Annotated in this window: 13 protein-coding genes; 5 read left to right on the forward strand and 8 right to left on the reverse strand. The window is 66.2% G+C overall.

Annotation, left to right across the window (positions count from 1 at the left end):
• Positions 1 to 19: 19 nt before the first annotated feature.
• Genes ACWEFV_RS29310 through prpD form a run of 3 tightly spaced genes read right to left on the reverse strand, consistent with a single transcriptional unit; the run spans position 20 to position 3,569 of the window.
• Complete coding sequence (locus tag ACWEFV_RS29310; protein ID WP_450072756.1) at positions 20 to 1,153, reverse strand: bifunctional 2-methylcitrate synthase/citrate synthase; 1,134 nt, start codon at positions 1,151 to 1,153, stop codon at positions 20 to 22.
• The gene (prpB, locus tag ACWEFV_RS29315) at positions 1,150 to 2,067 is read right to left on the reverse strand and encodes a methylisocitrate lyase (protein WP_450072757.1); all 918 of its coding nucleotides are present in this window, start codon (positions 2,065 to 2,067) and stop codon (positions 1,150 to 1,152) included. The genes ACWEFV_RS29310 and prpB overlap by 4 nt, the downstream gene beginning before the upstream one ends.
• Complete coding sequence (gene prpD, locus ACWEFV_RS29320; RefSeq protein WP_450072758.1) at positions 2,064 to 3,569, reverse strand: 2-methylcitrate dehydratase PrpD; 1,506 nt, start codon at positions 3,567 to 3,569, stop codon at positions 2,064 to 2,066. The genes prpB and prpD overlap by 4 nt, the downstream gene beginning before the upstream one ends.
• Positions 3,570 to 3,653: 84 nt before the next feature.
• Here prpD and ACWEFV_RS29325 point away from each other — a divergent pair, with 84 nt between their 5' ends.
• Positions 3,654 to 5,096, forward strand: a complete 1,443-nt coding sequence (locus ACWEFV_RS29325; protein WP_450072759.1) for a short-chain fatty acyl-CoA regulator family protein — start codon at positions 3,654 to 3,656, stop codon at positions 5,094 to 5,096.
• Between the two features lie 76 nt (positions 5,097 to 5,172).
• On the forward strand, positions 5,173 to 5,880 hold the full coding sequence (locus ACWEFV_RS29330; protein ID WP_450072760.1) for a DUF2275 domain-containing protein: 708 nt from the start codon (positions 5,173 to 5,175) through the stop codon (positions 5,878 to 5,880).
• Between the two features lie 4 nt (positions 5,881 to 5,884).
• Here ACWEFV_RS29330 and ACWEFV_RS29335 read toward each other — a convergent pair whose 3' ends face one another.
• Positions 5,885 to 6,523, reverse strand: coding sequence for a DUF5134 domain-containing protein (locus ACWEFV_RS29335; RefSeq protein ID WP_450072805.1), 639 nt, complete (start codon positions 6,521 to 6,523; stop codon positions 5,885 to 5,887).
• 150 nt (positions 6,524 to 6,673) lie between these two features.
• On the opposite strand from ACWEFV_RS29335, the gene ACWEFV_RS29340 reads away from it, so the two are divergent.
• Together ACWEFV_RS29340 and ACWEFV_RS29345 are read left to right on the forward strand one after the other, a co-directional pair.
• The gene (locus ACWEFV_RS29340; protein ID WP_450072761.1) at positions 6,674 to 8,629 is read left to right on the forward strand and encodes a cytochrome c oxidase assembly protein; all 1,956 of its coding nucleotides are present in this window, start codon (positions 6,674 to 6,676) and stop codon (positions 8,627 to 8,629) included.
• A 326-nt stretch (positions 8,630 to 8,955) separates the two neighbouring features.
• Positions 8,956 to 9,459 (forward strand): hypothetical protein, encoded by a 504-nt coding sequence (locus ACWEFV_RS29345; protein ID WP_135456515.1) that lies wholly within the window; start codon positions 8,956 to 8,958, stop codon positions 9,457 to 9,459.
• Here ACWEFV_RS29345 and ACWEFV_RS29350 read toward each other — a convergent pair.
• Positions 9,426 to 11,717: a heavy metal translocating P-type ATPase gene (locus ACWEFV_RS29350; RefSeq protein WP_450072762.1), complete on the reverse strand. Its 2,292-nt coding sequence runs from the start codon at positions 11,715 to 11,717 to the stop codon at positions 9,426 to 9,428. The two genes, ACWEFV_RS29345 and ACWEFV_RS29350, sit on opposite strands and share 34 nt — an antisense overlap.
• A 97-nt stretch (positions 11,718 to 11,814) precedes the next feature.
• Between ACWEFV_RS29350 and sigC the strand changes: the two genes are divergently transcribed.
• Positions 11,815 to 12,381, forward strand: a complete 567-nt coding sequence (gene sigC, locus ACWEFV_RS29355) for an RNA polymerase sigma factor SigC (RefSeq protein ID WP_450072763.1) — start codon at positions 11,815 to 11,817, stop codon at positions 12,379 to 12,381.
• 66 nt (positions 12,382 to 12,447) lie between these two features.
• Here the strand turns inward: sigC and ACWEFV_RS29360 are convergent, their stop codons facing one another.
• Genes ACWEFV_RS29360 through ACWEFV_RS29370 form a run of 3 tightly spaced genes read right to left on the reverse strand, consistent with a single transcriptional unit; the run spans position 12,448 to position 17,278 of the window.
• Positions 12,448 to 12,804 (reverse strand): cation transporter, encoded by a 357-nt coding sequence (locus ACWEFV_RS29360; protein WP_450072764.1) that lies wholly within the window; start codon positions 12,802 to 12,804, stop codon positions 12,448 to 12,450.
• A 9-nt stretch (positions 12,805 to 12,813) separates the two neighbouring features.
• Positions 12,814 to 17,058 carry an AMP-binding protein gene (locus tag ACWEFV_RS29365; RefSeq protein WP_450072765.1) on the reverse strand — a complete coding sequence of 1,415 codons (4,245 nt, stop codon included), beginning with the start codon at positions 17,056 to 17,058 and terminating at the stop codon, positions 12,814 to 12,816.
• Positions 17,045 to 17,278 carry an acyl carrier protein gene (locus ACWEFV_RS29370; protein WP_135460166.1) on the reverse strand — a complete coding sequence of 78 codons (234 nt, stop codon included), beginning with the start codon at positions 17,276 to 17,278 and terminating at the stop codon, positions 17,045 to 17,047. Before ACWEFV_RS29370 ends, ACWEFV_RS29365 begins: the two co-directional genes overlap by 14 nt.
• Positions 17,279 to 17,280 lie beyond the last annotated feature (2 nt).

The raw sequence follows: 17,280 nt of genomic DNA on the forward strand, positions 1-17,280 counted from the left end.
CTTTCAACGCTTCCGCGTGCTACGCCAAGGCCCGTTGCGGATGCCCGCTGTAATCACTGAGCGGCCGGATCAGAGAGTTCGACGCGGCCTGCTCCATGATGTGTGCGGTCCAGCCGGTGATCCGGCTCATCACGAAGATCGGTGTGAAGCAGGGGATGTCGAATCCCATCAGGTAATAGGCGGGGCCGGTCGGAAAGTCCAGGTTCGGCTTGATCTTTGTGGCGGCGAACATCGCGCTCTCCAGCACGTTGTAGATGTCCAGCCAGCGCTGTCCGTCACGAACCTCGGACACACTGGCCAGCGCGGCCTTCATGGTGGGCACGCGCGAGTCACCGTTTTTGTAGACCCGGTGGCCGAAGCCCATCACCTTGTCCTTGCGCGACAGCTTGCCGTGCAACCATTCCGGGGCGCGGCCGGCCGAACCTATCTCGAGCATGTCGTGCATGACGACTTCGTTGGCGCCGCCGTGCAAGGAGCCCTTGAGGGCCCCGATGGCGGCGGTGACGGCGCTGTAGATATCGGACTGGGTCGAGGTGACCACCCGCGCCGCGAACGTCGACGCGTTGAAACTGTGCTCGGCGTAGAGCACCATCGACTGCTCGAAAGCTTTGACGATCACCGGGTCCGGTACCTCGCCGAAGCACATGTTGAGGAAGTTCTCCGAATAGCCCATGTGGCTGTGGGGCGCGATCGGTTCCAGCCCGCGCCGCCGACGCATATCGGCAGCGACGATGGTCGGCAGCACCGCGAACATCCGCAGCGACTTGGCGAAGTTGGCTGAGGGGCTGCTGTCGTCTTCCTCAGGGTCCTCGGCGCCCAGGTAGCTGATCGCGGTACGCACCACATCCATCGGATGGCAGTTGTCCGGCAGCTTGGCCAGCAGCGACTGCATCGACCGGTCGATCCGACGCGAGGCCCGCTCGCGCTGGGTGAACAGGGCCAGCTCCTGATCAGTCGGCAGCTCACCGTGCCACAGGAGGTAGGCGACCTGCTCGAAGCTGCAGTGTGCGGCCAGGTCCTGCACGGGGTAACCGCGATAGGTCAGCGTGTTGGTCTCGGGCACCACCTTGGAGATGGCGGTGGTGTCGACCACCACCCCGGCCAGGCCTTTGTGGATACTCGGTTTGGCAGTGTCGTTCTCGGTAACGGTCATGGCGTCGCCCCTTGCAGCGAGAAATTGAAGATGTCCGAGTCGAACTGGTTGTAGTCGTTGTAACGCAGGAGTTCGTAGAGCCGGCTTCGGTGTTGCATCTGATCGAGAAGGCCGGATTGCGTACCTGCCGAGGACATTTCGTGCAGACCGACCTCAACGGCATGCATGGCCAAACGCAGGGTGGTGACCGGGTAGATCACCACGTTGTAGCCGATCTCAGACAACTGTCGGGTCGTCAGCAGTTCGGACTTTCCGAATTCGGTCATGTTGGCCAGCAATGGGACGTCCACCGCCTCCCGGAACTGTTCGAAATCCGCAGGGGTGTGTAGTGCCTCGGTGAAGATGAGATCCGCGCCGGCGTCGGCGTAGGCCTTGGCCCGGTCGATGGCCGCGGAGATCCCCTCGATCCCCGCGGCATCGGTACGGGCACAGATGACGAAATCGGGATCCCGGCGCGCCGAGACGGCGGCCCGCAGCCGCTTGACCATCTCGGCCGTCTCGACGACCGCCTTGCCGTCGAGATGTCCGCACCGCTTGGGATTCACCTGGTCCTCCAGGTGAAGTCCGGCCAGGCCGGCATCTTCGAGCACCGTCACAGTACGGGCTGCGCTCATCGGTTCACCGAACCCGGTATCGGCATCAATGAACGTCGGAAGATCTGTGGCCGAGGCGATCTGGGCACCGCGCCCCGCGACCTCGGTCAACGTGGTCAACCCGATGTCCGGCAGACCCAGGTCCGCGGACAGGACCGCGCCTGAGACGTAGACGCCGTCGAAGCCGATCTCGGCAACGAGCTTGGCCACGAGCGGGGAGAACGCGCCCGGGAAGCGCAGGAGCCGGCCGGACTCCAACCCGCGGCGGAACTTTCGCCGCTTCTCTGATGCCGGGATCTCGGAGCCGAGTAACCCGCTCACTTGAAGATCCCCGAGGGGACCGTCGGCGCCTTGTCCAGCACCCGCGGATCGACCCGGACGTTGAGTGCCCCGAGCCCACCGGACTTGGTTGCCGAAACGTTCTCGACCGCACTCAGGAACCGTTGCTGCTCTTCGGCTTCGACGACACCGTCGGCCAGCTCGGCGAACTTGGCGACATACTGCTCACGCCCGAACGGGCGCGCCCCCAGCGGGTGAGCATCGGCCACCGCGAGTTCGTCGACGATCGTCTCACCGCTCTTGAGGGTGACGACGGCCTTGGCGCCGAACGCCTTCTCCGCCGGGTCGGTCGAGTGGTAGCGCCGGGTCCATTCCGGATCCTCGACTGTGGAGATCTTGCGCCACAACTCGATGGTGTCGGGCCGGTGTGCCCGCTCCGGCGCATAGGACCGCTCGTGATGCCAGGTGCCGTCCTGCAACGCGACCGCGAAGATGTACATCACCGAGTGGTCCAGCGTTTCGCGGGACGCATCGGGATCGAATTTCTGCGGATCGTTGGACCCGGTACCGATCACGACGTGGGTGTGGTTGCTGGTGTGCAGCACGATCGTGGCGATCTGGTCGAGGTCGCCGATGCGCTCGCGCATCCGCCGGGCCAGGTCGATCGGCGCCTGGCTCTGGTACTCCGCCGAGTGTTCCTTGGTGTAGGTGTCCAGGATGGCGCGTTTGGGTTCGCCCGGTCCGGGCAGCGGTACCTGGTAGGTGTGCTCGGGGCCGGCGAGCAGCCAGGCGATCACACCGTCCTCGCCCTCCCAGATCGGGGCGGGAGAGCCCTCGCCGCGCATCGCCCGGTCGACGGCCTCGATGGCCACCTTTCCCGCCCACGCCGGCGCGTAGGCCTTCCAGCTGGAGATCAGCCCCTTGCGCGACTGGCGGGTGGCGGTGGTCAGGTGCAACGCCTGACCGATTGCGGCATAGATGGTTTCGGGATCCAGCCGCAGCATGGTGCCCAGACCGGCGGCGACCGACGGCCCGAGGTGGGCGACATGATCGATCTTGTGTCGGTGCAGGCAGATTCCCTTGACCAGGTCGACCTGCACCTCGTAGGCGGTGGCGATGCCGCGGATGAGGTCAGCGCCGTTCACGCCGAGCTGCTGGGCCACAGCGACGAGCGCGGGGATGTTGTCACCCGGGTGGGAGTATTCGGCGGCCAGGAACGTGTCGTGGAAGTCCAGTTCGCGGACTGCGACGCCGTTGGCCCAGGCCGCCCATTCGGGCGAAACCGTGCCGTCGACGCCGAACACGGTGGCACCCCGCGGTGTCTTGTGCGCGAGCGCCTGGGCACGGGCCACCGTCACCGGCCGGCGGATCACCGACGCAGCCGACACCGCGGCGTTGTCGATGATGCGGTTGATCACCATCGCCTCGGTTTCGGGCGGTACGGCTACCGGGTCGGCGGCGATCGTGGCGATCTTCCAGGCCAAGTGTTCGCTGCGCGGGAAGTCCTCGGCGCTGCGCCGGGTTCTGACGTCATGTTCAAGCATGTTCCGCACGGTACGCAGCGGCGATCACCAGGGAAACCACCTGTAAATGCGTATTTTTGTGTCCTTTGGTAAGCAAATTTGCGAATGTTGCGAACGCGGATGGGCGTAACCTCGGCAGCGGTGGCGAGAACATTCGCGGGTGCCCGCCTGAGGCGGCTACGAGATGAGAGAGGCCTCACGCAGGTCGCGCTGGCGCGTGCGCTGGGACTGTCGACGAGCTACGTCAACCAACTCGAGAACGACCAGCGGCCGATCACCGTCCCGGTGTTGTTGGCACTGTCCGATCGCTTCGACCTGCCGACCCAGTACTTCGCCCCCGATGCCGACGCGCGACTGGTGTCGGACCTGCGCGAAGTCCTGGCCGACGGTGCCACCACCGCTCAGATCGAAGAGCTTGTCGCCCGCATGCCGGAGGTCGGCCAGACCCTCGTGAGCATGCATCGCCGTCTGCACGATGCCACCGCGGAGCTTGAGGCCGTGCACGGTCGGGCCAACCTGGATGCGCAGGCCGGTGCGCAACAACCCATGCCGTTCGAAGAAGTCCGCGACTTCTTCTACGACCGCCGCAATTACGTCGACGCGCTCGACCGCGCCGCCGAGGACCTCTTCGCCCGCCACCGTCTGCAGATCGGCGGGCTCGACCGGCAACTGGCCGAGCTGCTGTCCTCGGAGTACGGCATTTCGGTGATCGTGGACGACGGAGATGTGCTGGGCCCCAGCATGAAACGCCGGTACCTGCCCGAGGCCGGCACGCTGTACGTCGCGCGCTGGTTGTTACCGGGCCAGCGCGCATTTCAGCTCGCCACCCAGATCGCCTTGCTGATGCACTCCGAACTGATCAGCACCATTGTCGCCACCGACGACCAATTGAGCTCAGAGGCAAGGGATGTGGCGCGTATCGGGCTCGCGAACTACTTCGCCGGCGCCCTCCTGCTCCCCTACCGGATGTTCCTGTCCGCCGCCGAGGACCTGCGGTACGACATCGATCAGCTGGCCCGTCGCTTCGAGGTCGGATTCGAGACCATCTGTCATCGGCTGTCTACCCTGCAGCGCCCGGATGCGCGCGGAGTACCGTTCATCTTCGTCCGCACCGACAGTGCGGGGAACATCTCGAAACGTCAGTCCGCCACGGCGTTTCACTTCTCCCGGGTAGGCGGGAACTGCCCGCTGTGGGTGGTGCACCATGCGTTCTCCCGCCCTGGCGAGTTCCTGACCCAGGTGGCGCAGATGCCCGACGGCCGCAGCTACTTCTGGATCGCGAAGACATCCACCTCGACCCCCAGCCGGTACCTGGGGACGCCCAAGAGTTTCGCCATCGGGCTCGGCTGCGATGTCAGCCACGCCGACAAGCTGGTTTATTCGGTCGGCATCGATCTGGGCGATCCTGAAGCCACGGTGCCCATCGGCGCGGGTTGCCGGATCTGCGACCGGCCGACCTGCCCGCAACGCGCTTTCCCATATGTCGGCAGGCCGGTCCACGTCGACCCGGAGACCAGCAGCAACCTTCCCTACTCACCGACAGTTTGAGCGGCATCTCCGAAGGTTGCGGTCGCAGAGCCGAGCAGGTGTGCAATCGCCGAGGTCAATGCGGGACAATGGCCCGGTGGACTGCGTGGTGGCACGAGAGGCGCTTTCGGCGCGCCTCGACGGGGAGCGTGAGCCGGTCCCCTCTGCGCGCGTCGACGAGCATCTGCGTGATTGCCGGGACTGCGCCGCCTGGTACGACAAGGCGGGAACCCTGGCCCTGCAGCTGCGCGATCTGGCCAACGCCGGGTTGATGGGCACGGTGAACGGACGCCCCGACCGCAGGAAAGGCGCGCTGGGTGGCCTCGGACAGTGGCTGAGCCGGCACCTACTGACCGTCGCAATCGTCGTCATCGGGGTTGCCCAGGTGGTTTTGGCGGTCGCCCAGGCCGTCGGAATGAATTTCGGAATGGTTGCCGCACATCATGGATCGGCCAGCGGAGCTCATCTGCTGAACGAGTCCACGGCGTGGTCGGCCGCGCTCGGAATCGCGACCGTGGCAATGGCTTTCCGCCATCGCATCGCCCCGGGTCTGGCCTGCGTGCTGGTGATCTACTGCGGATTCCTCGCCTATTACGTGGTGTCGGATGCGATTGCCGGCCAGGTGACACCGGTCCGGATCCTGAGCCATCTGCCGGTGGCTGTGGCTGCGGTCCTTTCGGTCTTGGCGTCGCGCGCAACTCGCCCGCAGGACCCGTCTCCCCGGGCACACGGCGAGGATGACGAATCGGGCCCGGCCACGCCCACCCGTCGTCATCTCCGCGCAGCCGACGACCCCGCCGCCTGAACTGCTACAACATGACGCCGAACATGATCGCCATGCCGGCAGCCATCATCGCCCGGCACAACGTGCCGAAATGCGAGAACGGCGACGTTTCGGACTGCTGACGCGCCGCAAAGTAGCGGTACAGCCAGACAGCGGCGGCGATCACGAAACCGATCGTCAACAGCCAGTTGATCGCCGGGATCCAGAGCGGCTGCACCGACATCGGTTCCATGGCCATCGCCGTGCCGCCGGCATGGTGTCCGGTCGTGTGCATCGCATGCATGTCGTGGCCACCCTCGGCCATCGTTTCGGTAGGGCGCGCAAGCACATTGCCGTTCATGGCGGCATACATCCAGGCCATCGCCAGCATCATCGCGGCGTGATAGCCGTCGTCCAGGCGGCTTTGGGTCGTGCCGGCGCGCAGGATGCCTGCCACGAACCAGACGGCGGCGGCCAAGAAGAAGAACATCGGGGCCACTGTCGGCAGCTCCGCACCGCGCGGCCAGGCCATCACCAACATCGCGACGGCCATTGTCAGGTGGAACACCTGGCTCACCGCGTCGGTCAGACGGCCACGAGAGCGCACCAAGGCGTAGGTGCACTCGGCAGCACTCAGGGCAAACAACATCGTCACAACCCACCGGAGTGCAAGATCGGCGATCATTCCAAGTCCTGTCTTCGAGCGTCGGCCATCCTCCGTTGGTCGCAGGCGGCGGCACCAAAGTTCCCACACCATCAGTACTACGACACGTTGTCGTAGACTCACATGGCCGCGACGTTTCGTTGGTTTCCGCGGCGGAAGGCCGGTTCGACTATGTCGCGTGTGCAGATGCCCGGTGGGGCCAGCGTGCGGTGGGGACGCTCGACGCTGTTCGGCACCGTCGTGGGTTGCGCCGTGGTGCTGGTCATGTGTTCGTTGCAGCTGGGCGCACAACGGCTGGCTGCCGCGGGGATCGCTGACCCGGGAACGTTCACCAGCGCCGCCCGACTGCTCGGACACTGGGCCGCCACCTTGGCCGGTGCCGTCTGCGCCGGAGCGCTTGTCTGGATTGTGACGACCGCAACACCGCGTGACGACGGGCGAATCGACGCGGGATCCTTTCCAGCGCATCTGCTGGTCGAACGTGCCGCGATCGTCTGGGCCGGCTGCGCCACCGCGATGGTGGTCGTCTCTGCATCCGCTGACGCGGGATTCCCCGTCGACCGGCTCGTCGCCGGTCCCGGCCTGGGTAGCGCCATCGCGGCGTCAGAGGTCGCGCGGGGGTGGTGCGCGGCGGCGATCTGCGCGCTGGTGTTGGCCGTCGGCATACGATTCACCCTCCGCTGGATCGGACACTGCGTGGCGCTGCTGCCTGCCCTGATCGGGGTGATCGCAGTACCTGTCACCGGCAACGCCGGGCAGGGTCCGGACCATGACATCGCCACGAGCGCGGTGATCGTCTTCGCCGTGGCGATCGCGGTGTGGGCCGGAACCAAGATCGCCGCCGCCGGATTACGCGACGTCGTGGTTCGACGCCGGGTCCAAGTGCTGCAGCTGGCGTGCGGGGCAGTCACCATCGTCTACGGCGCCCTCCTGGCCACACTGATGTTGGGCGGGTTGCCGATCCTGGGGTCGACCTACGGGCTGGCCGTGCTCGTCGCCGGGGTGCTGCTGATGCTGGTGTGGGTGGGCGACGGCGCACTTCTGCTGACGCGCCGCACCCCGTCGCGACTGGCGAACACCGTGTCCGCGGCCGCGATGATCGTCGTCACCGCCGCGGTGGCGCTCGCCGCGAACAGTGTGCCGCCCCGGTTCACGGTGCACGAGTTCTCAACGTGGGACGTCTTTTTGGGCTACCAACTCGATGCACCCCCGAGTCCGGTCAGCTTGATCACCGTATGGCGGTTCGATCCGCTGATCGGTACGGCAGCCATCGTGCTCGCACTGGGCTATCTCGTCGCTGCGGCGCGTCTGCGGCGACGCGGTGACCACTGGCCGGTCGGACGCACCATCGCCTGGACCCTGGGTTGCGCGGCCTTGCTGATCACCACGAGTTCCGGCGTACGTGCCTACGGATCGGCGATGTTCAGCGTGCACATGGGTGAACACATGGCGCTGAACATGTTCGTCCCGGTGCTTCTGGTCCTCGGTGCACCCGTCACGCTCGCCCTACGTGTGCTGCCCAGCGCGTCGAAAGGTGCGGCACCTGGGCCTCGCGAGTGGCTGGTGTGGTTCGTGCATGCACCTGTGACGCGATTCCTGTCGCACCCGGTGACGGCGTTCGTCTTGTTCGTCGGGTCGCTCTACCTCGTCTACTTCACGCCCCTGTTCGACACCTTGATCCGGTATCACTGGGGCCACGAGTTCATGACGGTGCACTTCCTGCTGACCGGCTATCTGTATTACTGGGGAATCATCGGCATCGACCCCGGGCCGCGGCGACTCCCCTTCCTGGGGCGGCTCGGGCTGCTGTTCGCCGTGATGCCGTTCCATGCCTTCTTCGGCATCGCCACGATGACGATGACCTCATCCCTCGGGGAGAGTTTCTACCGATCCGTCAATCTGCCCTGGCTGCAGAGCATCTCGGATGACCAACACCTGGGCGGCGCCATCGCGTGGGGATCGAGCGAGGTACCCGTGATCATCGTGGTGGTCGCCCTGGTCGCCCAGTGGGCACGCCAGGACCGCCGAGCCGGAGCCCGCGAGGACCGCCACAGCGACCGCGGGTACGACGACGAACTCGACGCCTACAACGCGATGCTTCACGAGCTTTCTCGCACCCGGCGCTGAGTTGCACCCGGTCGTACCGATCCGGCCCGGACAGCAGCCGGTTCCTAAGTCATTCGGCGGTGTCGGAACCGCAGGTGCAGTTGCTCCCGCAGGTGCAGTTTTCGCACGTACAGTTCGGGTTGTCGCACTTCGTCGATCCGGCTGTTTCATTGCTGGTCATGCATGTGAGATTACGCCCAGTGCCTGCTGATCAGGCCGCAACGGAACTAATCTCGTCGTGCCACCGACCAATGGGTAGGGCCATCGAGATACACATTGGCTGACCGTCCCTGGATCCCAGATGTCACCGATCGGCAGAACTACGAGATGTAGAGGATGTGTCGCGCATGCATGAGTCACAACACGTGCCCGTGCCCGGAGACATGGCTGCGGCGGTCGAGACCGAGTTGAGGGCGATCGAACGGCGGGTGTTCGAGGATGTGTGGATCAGCCCGGCGCGCGCCCGTGTCCTGGCGGCCACGGCAACGACGCTGGCGGCGATGGCCGTGGCACTGAGAGCGAGCGGCGAAGCGGCTTCTGCGGGTACTCGTGGTGGGCAGTGGATATCACTGGTGGCACTGGCCCTGTTCGCCCTGGCGGCATCGATGTCGGCATTCGCGTTGGCGCGTCGTCGATTTCGATGGTGCTGCATGGCGACCTGCGTGTCAGCGCTGGCCACCGTTGACGGCGCCGGGGCGTTCTGGTGGCATCACACCGCACACACCGCCTCCTGGCTTCCGGCGGCACTCGGCACCGTGACCGCCGCAGCGCTGACCGCAACATGGCTGGGCGTCTGCTTGGCCCCGCTGAATTCGTCTCAGCCGGATATGCGCGCCGGCGCCGGCGATTGAGAATCGCTGAAGGTATTCGGTTGGACCGTGCCGTAGTTGCGCAACCGCAGGCTGTTCGACACGACCAGGAATGACGACACCGCCATCGCCCCACCTGCGATCAACGGGTTGAGCAGGCCTGCCGCGGCGATCGGAATCGCCGCGACGTTATAGCCGAAGGCCCAGATCATGTTGACCCGGATGGTCCGCATGGTCGCGCGGGCCAGGCCCAGGGCCTGCGGGACCGAATCGAGGTTGTCACGGACCAGGATGATGTCGGCCGCGCCGATGGCGACGTCGGTCCCCCGGCCGATGGCAAGGCCCAGGTCGGCACAGGCCAAAGCGGGACCATCGTTGATCCCGTCGCCGACCATGGCCACCACCCGGCCCTGATCGCGCAGTTTCTCGATCGCGCCGACCTTGTCCTCGGGCAGTACCTCGGCGACCACATCATCGATGCCCACGGCCGCCCCGATCGCGGCGGCCGTCGCGGCATTGTCACCGGTCAAGAGCATGGTTTTCATGCCCTCCGCGTGGAGGCGTGCGATGGCACCGGCCGCCGACTCCTTGACGGCGTCGGCGATGCAGATGGCGCCGCAGACGGTATCGCCGTGCGCGACGAATACGACTGTCTGGCCCTGCGACTCGCCCGTCTTGCGCGCAGCCGCAAGGTTGGCAGGTACCACCCGATCGCGGGTTACCCAGGCGGGACGTCCGACGACCACGGCCATGCCGTCCACCGAGCCGGCCACACCGTGGCCCGCGAACGCCTGGAAGTCCTCGACCGGGGCGACGTCGCGACCCGCGCGGGCAGTGACGATCGCGTGCGCCACGGGATGTTCGGATGCCGACTCGACTGCTGCCGCATGTCCGAGGACCTCGTCCTCGGTCCACCCCTCGGCCACCGCGACGGTGATGACCTGAGGTTGTCCGGTGGTCAGGGTGCCGGTTTTGTCGAACACGACGGTGTCGACCGCGCGGATCGCCTCCAGGGCGCGATGGCCTTTGAGGAAGATGCCCAGCTGGGCGCCGCGCCCCGAGGCCACCATCATCGCGGTCGGGGTCGCCAGTCCCAGCGCGCACGGGCAGGCGATCACCAGGACCGCCAGGGCAGCTGATACCGCTCGGTTGACATCGCCGTCGACCAACAGCCAACCGATGGCGGTGGCCGCGGCGATCACGAGCACACACGGCACGAACACCGCGGCGATGCGGTCGGCCAGCCTCTGCGCGTCGGCCTTCTGGGCCTGTGCCTGCTCGACCAGGCGGACCATCCCGGCGAACCGGGTGTCCGGTCCCACCGCGGCGGCCTCGACGATCAAGCGGCCGTCGAGGACGACGGTGCCGCCCACGACACTCGAACCTTCTTGTGTCTGTACCGGTTTCGACTCTCCGGTCATCGCGCTGACGTCCACTGCGGCCGCCCCGCTCACCACAAGACCATCGGCCGCGATGGCCTCACCGGGACGAACGACGAAACGCTGGCCTTCCTTGAGCTCGTCCGCGGGCAGCACGAGCTCGCTGCCGTCGGCGAGCAGCACCGTCACCGACTTGGCACCGAGCGCGGCAAGTGCCCGCAGGGCTCCTCCGGCGCGCGAGCGGGCCCGCGCCTCGAAGTAACGGCCCGCGAGCACGAAAACCGTTACGCCCGCGGCAACCTCGAGGTAAATGGCATCGCTTCCCAGCAGCGCCTGCCAGACGCCCGCAGCATGGTAGGTCTGGTGGTCGAAGAAGATCGTGTACATGGACCACACGGTGGCGGCGGTGACGCCGATGGAGATCAAGGTCTCCATGGTTGAGGTTCCGTGCCGGGCATTGCGAAGCGCACTGCGATGGAACGGCCATGCGGCCCACGTGACGATCGGTGCCGCCAACGCGGTGAGCACCCACTGCCACCCGGCGAACCGGGTGTCGGGCACCACGGCAAACATCACCGACAGATCGGCGAGCGGGATGAACAAAACGGCAGCGATCGCCAGGCGCCGGAGGAGGCTGCGGGCATGGTCGGCATCGGGGTCGACGTCGGTCGTGGAGCGTTCGGTGCGGGGGGCGGCCTGGTAGCCGGCCCGCTCGATCACCGCGCACAACTGCTCGACGCCGACGTCCGGGGTGGCTTCCACGGTGGCGACGCGTGTGGCGAAGTTCACTGACGCGCGTACCCCGTCGACCTTGTTGAGTTTGTTCTCCACGCGGGCAGCGCAGGCCCCACACGACATTCCTGTGACGTCGAGCGCAATGCGCTGGGTCGCCTCACTGTCGGGGACGGTTGCTGTTGTCACCACTACTCCCAATTGCTCACTCACCACCTCGGTGGCATACGTCACCGAATATGTAGTCGCTCCGGCCCGATGCGGAGTTCCCGGGCGACATCGAATAATGTCGAGGGCTGTGACTACCGAACGCGGCGAGGACCACGTTACGCGGCTGGCCTTCGCCGCCGGCCGCGGTGATTCCGCGGCGCTCGAGCAATTCATCAGGGCCACCCAGACCGACGTCTGGCGAACCGTCGCCTACCTCGGCGATGCCGGATCGGCCGACGACCTGACGCAAGAGACCTTCATCCGCGCCATCACCGCGCTCCCCCGATTCAGCGGCCGGTCGTCTGCCCGTACCTGGCTGCTGTCGATCGCTCGGCGCGTGGTGGTCGACCAGATTCGGCACAAGCAAAGCCGGCCACGCACCCAGCACGGAGTGGACGTCGAGCAGGTCCTCGACAGCTACCGCCCGGTCGGTGGGTTCGAGAAGATGGTGGAGATCCGCCTCTTGCTGGACGGCCTGGACCCCGACCGGCGGCACGCTCTGCTGCTGACCCAGGTCCTCGGCTTGTCCTATGCGGAAGCCGCCGAGGTGTGCGGTTGCCCGGTCGGCACCATCCGTTCACGGGTGGCACGCGCACGCGAAGATCTCATTGCAGCGGCCGAACGGGACGATCTGACCGGCTAGGGCAGGCGACACCGGCGACGGTGTTCTCGCCATCGCACCGCCACGTCGGCAGCTCCCGGCAGATATTCAGCCGCCCATGTGCCCGACGGTCACCCAGCGGATGGCCCTGGCCACCACCGAGGAGCGTTTCTCCGGCGGCCCGTCAGGCGCGGACACCGCGTCGCCGTCGGCGCCGGCGGTGCGCTCTTCGGCGTGGTAACCGGCCTGCTCAACGGCGTCACAGAGGTCGGCGACACTGATGTCACGCCGGGCGTCGATCGTCGCGATCTTTGTGGAGATGGCGACCGAGGCCTGCACTCCGTCGATCTTGTTCAGCTTGTTCTCGACCCGGCGCGAGCACGCTCCGCAGGACATTCCGGTCACGTCGAGCTGGATCCGTCTGGTATCTGATGTCTCGGTATGTTGTGCGGCTACGTCAGTCACTGCCATTCCTCACTGTCTCGTGGCGTCTGGTTGATTGGTCGTCGGACCACCGCGTTGAGTTCCCGAACATCCCTGGGCGAGCAGTGCCTGTAACGACGGCGGTGCCGCCACGAGCTCACCGACGGTGCGGGTTCCCAGCGGGAGAGCCGGGTACTCGGCCAGGTACTCCGCATAGGAACGTCCAGCGAGCCTCAATCCCAGGCTGATCCATGCGTCGATCACCGACCAACGCCGTGGATTGGCCTTCGCCCAAGCACTTTCATCGAGCCGGCGCTTCCATTCATGAACGTCGACCTCTTCGGCGGCCACAGCACCGAGCACCTCCCGGTACGCCATTGCCTGCCCGCGCATCACGTCGACCCCGCAGCCCAGCTCGTCGGATGCGCCGAACCCCGGCAACCTGCGCAGAATGGCCCTCGCCGCTGCGTGTCCGGTCGTCACTTCCTCGGTCAATTCCACTGCAGGACAGGCCTGTAGCGCGTGACAGGCATCGACGATCGAAACCAGGATGTCGGCGGACCCCCGTACCTGTTCGGGTGTGCCGAGGACCCGGGGCAGGCGCACGATCGTGAAGTCGAGCTCCCCGCCGGCCCCCGCCACTGACAATTCCGCGAGCGCCTTGGCTGCGGCATACGGGTACGGAGCCTGACGCGGGTCGACAACTTGTGGCGCCGTGACAGCCGAATTGACGACATACGTCGACAGGTGCACAAATCTGGCGCCGGTAGCCGTGCACGCCTCGGTCATGTTCGCCACCGATTCCACGTTGGCCGAACGGAGTTCGCGGTACGGAACCACCACGTTCGTGTTGCCGATGCAGTTGACCAGGGTTCGCGTTCCGGTCTCGCGGATCAGCGTCTCCAGCTCCGCCGAACCGGAGCCGGGACTGAGGTGTTCGATGCGTACGCCCGGCGCGCTGCGAAGCTCTGCCCAGATCCCGTGGCCGGGTGGGACCGACCTCATGGCCAGAACCACATCAGGGCGGTGTTCGCCCGACCGCGCCAGGTCCACAATCGCCTCGGCGAATCCGGTCCCCAGAATTCCTGACGCGCCCACCACCAGGATCGGCTCGGTGCCGTGGTGGGGTGATGATCGCCGTGGGTTGGACACCCCGCGGGGGTGGCGCGTCGCCAGGGCGGCGAAGTCACGTTCGATCTCGGCAGCGGTGTCGCCGTCCATCCAGCTGTCGCTCGTCGACACGTCGTCGACCAGGTTCGCCGCGGTATCGGCACTGATCAGATCAAGAATCGAAACCTGCCTGCCGAGATACCTGCGCGTATCGGGCAGGATTCGGACGAGATCCAACGACCCGATGCCCTCACTCAGCAGCGACGTGTCGGGTGTGATCAACCTGTCGAGGTGTGCGCTCCACATTCCGGCGAGTCCGGCCGCCCGGTCAGCGGAGTCCGTGTCGGCTTGCCGGCGTTGTCCGGCAGCGACTGAAGTGTGCAGCCTTGCGGTGTCGGTCTTCCCGTTGGGTTTTCGGGGAATGCGCGCGACACCCGAAACGACGAACGAAGACACCCGCGAATCCACGAGGACGCTCCTGATCCGTGCGGCCGCAGCAGGGTCCTCGCCGCCGTGGCGGGTCCGCCGGGTCTCGAACCACACCGAAAGACCGCCGTTGCGAAGTTCCACGGCGACATCGACGACCGCCGGGTCCGCCGCGACGCGCCTGGTGATCCCGGCGGTGTCGACCCGCTTGCCCGAGATCTTGACGACCGCGTCTTTGCGCCCCGCGAACATCGGGAAGCCGGCGCCATCGACAGTTACCCGGTCGCCAGTCGCATAGGCGCGTCGCCGTGCGCCGCAGGTGGTGGCCACCGACCCGAAATCGGCACTGTCCAAACCCAGATAGCCATCGGTCACCATCTCCCCCACCACCACGACTTCGCCGAATGCGACCACTACCGAGTTCGCGACGACAGGTGGCCCCAGTCGCGAACGCGCACCGTGCTCGACCACTCGGCCGCCGTCAACGATCGGCAGGTAGGTCACCACAACCGTGGTCTCTGTCGGGCCATAACTCGACACCAGCGAGATGTTCTCGGCGCCGGCGGTATTGATCCACTTGTCGACAGCGCCCGGCCGGATGGGCTCACCGCCGATGACGACCTGCCGCAGATGAGAACGGCCGATGCCGGAGATCGTGTCGACGTCCTCACACCACAGATGCCACAGGGCGGTGGGCAGATCCACGATTGTCGCCCCGCATGCCAGCAGGTCTCTGGTGAGCGCCTGCAGATCACCGGCTTTCATCGCGGCCGAACGGATGAGTGCCGCCCCGCTCAACGCGGCACCGAAGACCTCTTCAACGCTGATATCGGATGTCAGCGGTGCACATTGGAGGATGGTGTCGTCCGGTCCCCAACCGTAGGCCCGTGTCACCCCGGCGCAGAACGTCGCAAGCGAACCATGGCTGACATGCACGAGTTTGGGCTCACCGGTCGATCCGGAGGTGGGCATGACATAGGCGGTCCTGGTGGCGAGCCGCGGGTCGTTCACTATCTGTTCGACGCGAGCGTCTACCAGGCGACGACGCTCGTCACCGCGGAATCGGGAGACATTCACCGACTCGACGTCGACGGCATGCACGGAGATGCCGTTGCCGTGTTCGCTGATGGCTTCGGCCCGCGGTACCACCTCATCGCTGCTCTCGCACACGCTGTAACCGCAGCCGGCCAGGTGACATGCGATCATGAGGTCGATCACCGTGTCGGTATCGTCGTCGGTGAAAACCATCACATCGCCTGGCCCGGCACCGATCTGGAGCAGCCAGGCGATCCACGGATCGACATGGTCGCGCTGTCGCCGACATTCACCGACCGATTCGCGGCGAGCGAGGAACCACGCGGGGATCGCCGGCTCCTCAGGTTCATGCTCGTGCGAACCCGAACGCAGCCGCCCGTCGCCGTCGACCCCGCGCCACTCACCGACGGCGGCCGCGATGGGGAGATCCCACATCGTTGTCATGGATTTCAGTGCGGACGCCACCCGGGCTGCCACGTCACCGGCCTTCTGCCGCGGCAGATCAGCTCTGTTCCAGACGTTGACGGTGAGCCTGCGTCGTTGCTCGTCGAGCACGCCCGCCACAGTGATGCCCTCGATCGGGCCGATGTCCGACGTCTCCGGTGCGTCGGCCAGGAACGGCGCCAGTGCGGGCGCACAGGGCTCCCGCAGAAAATTGAGCGTCAGCGCCTCCACGGAGGTTGTCCGATTGATCGCCAGATACATTCGGCGGTAGTGCTCTTCACGCAACCAGCGGTGCCGGCCGGCCCTCACATAGCCCCGATCCACGGTGCGCACCACGTCTGCGACCGATGCATGGGGCGGGAACCGAACCGGCTGCGCGATCGAGTTGACCAGGCACGTCGCGACACCGAGAGCAGGATCACCGAAGCGGTTGTCCACCGCGTGTACCAGAAGACCATCGGTGGCTTGACGAACACTCGCGTCCACAGCCGTCGCCGCCGCCGCGACAAGCACGTTGAGCGGGACATTCTCGCGGTCGGCCAAGGCGAGGACTTCGTCGTAGTCCGCTCCCCCGATCACGACGGACTCCGTGAGAATTCCCTTGGCCGCGGATGCGGGAACATCGTCGGCGGTGTGCCCATACGCGCCCCGCCCGGCGGCCGCACTGAGCTCACGCTGCACGACATTGGTGAGCCGCTGCAGCGATTCGTCGATACGGCTCGCCTCCCGGCCGTGTGCGGCAGCGACGTCGGCCAGACCGTCACGGACACAGGCGGTATGGGCCGCGCCACCGGTCGCGAGGGCATGTCCCAGGTCAGCTTCGATGATTCCGATCGCGCCGCCGTCGAGCAAGATGTGGTGCGCACGGGCAGCGAGGCCACGCACCAGGCCGTTGCCGTCGACGGACACGGTGTAGCGCGCCAATGGCTTTGCGAGAATGCCCGATCCCCACTCGTGTGCCAGTCCGTCCTCGCCGGTCACGGCCCCTTCGTCAGCGCTGCCGCACACGCGCACAACGTCATCGATGTCGAGTCGGGGCACGAGCTCCGGGTATCCGCCGGACTCGGACTGCGCCTCCAATACGCACAAATGAACGGGGTTGGCGAGAATCGTCCGCGCCAACGCGGCCAGGAATTCCGCCGACGGCATCGGCTGGAACCGGTAGCGCCTACCGATCAGATACAGATGGGGATCAGCGTCCTGCACCACTCCGTTGTAGATGTTCTGCTGTGAGCGGCTCAACGGAATACGTTGCGCATACGCGCTTTCAGACAGATTCACCCAGCTTCTCCAACTCCCGGACCCAGCCCGCGATCGACAGGTTGTCCGCCAGTCGCCGCGGTACGTCTGATTCCCGATCGATGCCGAGGTGCTTCATCAACAGCACGAATCGAACCGAGTCCAGCCCGAGATCCCTCAGGTCTGTGGCATCACCGTCGACGAGATCTGTTTCGTCGACGTAGAGCACCTCCGAGAGCGCAGCGAGAATATCGCGTCGCAGCG

It is taken from the genome of Mycobacterium sp. NPDC004974, from assembly GCF_053600815.1.

What these genes read in the sequence shown, in the direction of transcription:
- ACWEFV_RS29345 (WP_135456515.1), top strand. Translation starts at nt 8,956, where the DNA reads ATGCATGAGTCACAACACGTGCCCGTGCCCGGAGACATGGCTGCGGCG.
- ACWEFV_RS29310 (WP_450072756.1), bottom strand. Translation starts at nt 1,153, where the DNA reads ATGACCGTTACCGAGAACGACACTGCCAAACCGAGTATCCACAAAGGC.
- ACWEFV_RS29335 (WP_450072805.1), bottom strand. Translation starts at nt 6,523, where the DNA reads ATGATCGCCGATCTTGCACTCCGGTGGGTTGTGACGATGTTGTTTGCC.
- ACWEFV_RS29340 (WP_450072761.1), top strand. Translation starts at nt 6,674, where the DNA reads ATGTCGCGTGTGCAGATGCCCGGTGGGGCCAGCGTGCGGTGGGGACGC.
- sigC (WP_450072763.1), top strand. Translation starts at nt 11,815, where the DNA reads ATGTCGAGGGCTGTGACTACCGAACGCGGCGAGGACCACGTTACGCGG.
- prpD (WP_450072758.1), bottom strand. Translation starts at nt 3,569, where the DNA reads ATGCTTGAACATGACGTCAGAACCCGGCGCAGCGCCGAGGACTTCCCG.
- ACWEFV_RS29325 (WP_450072759.1), top strand. Translation starts at nt 3,654, where the DNA reads ATGTTGCGAACGCGGATGGGCGTAACCTCGGCAGCGGTGGCGAGAACA.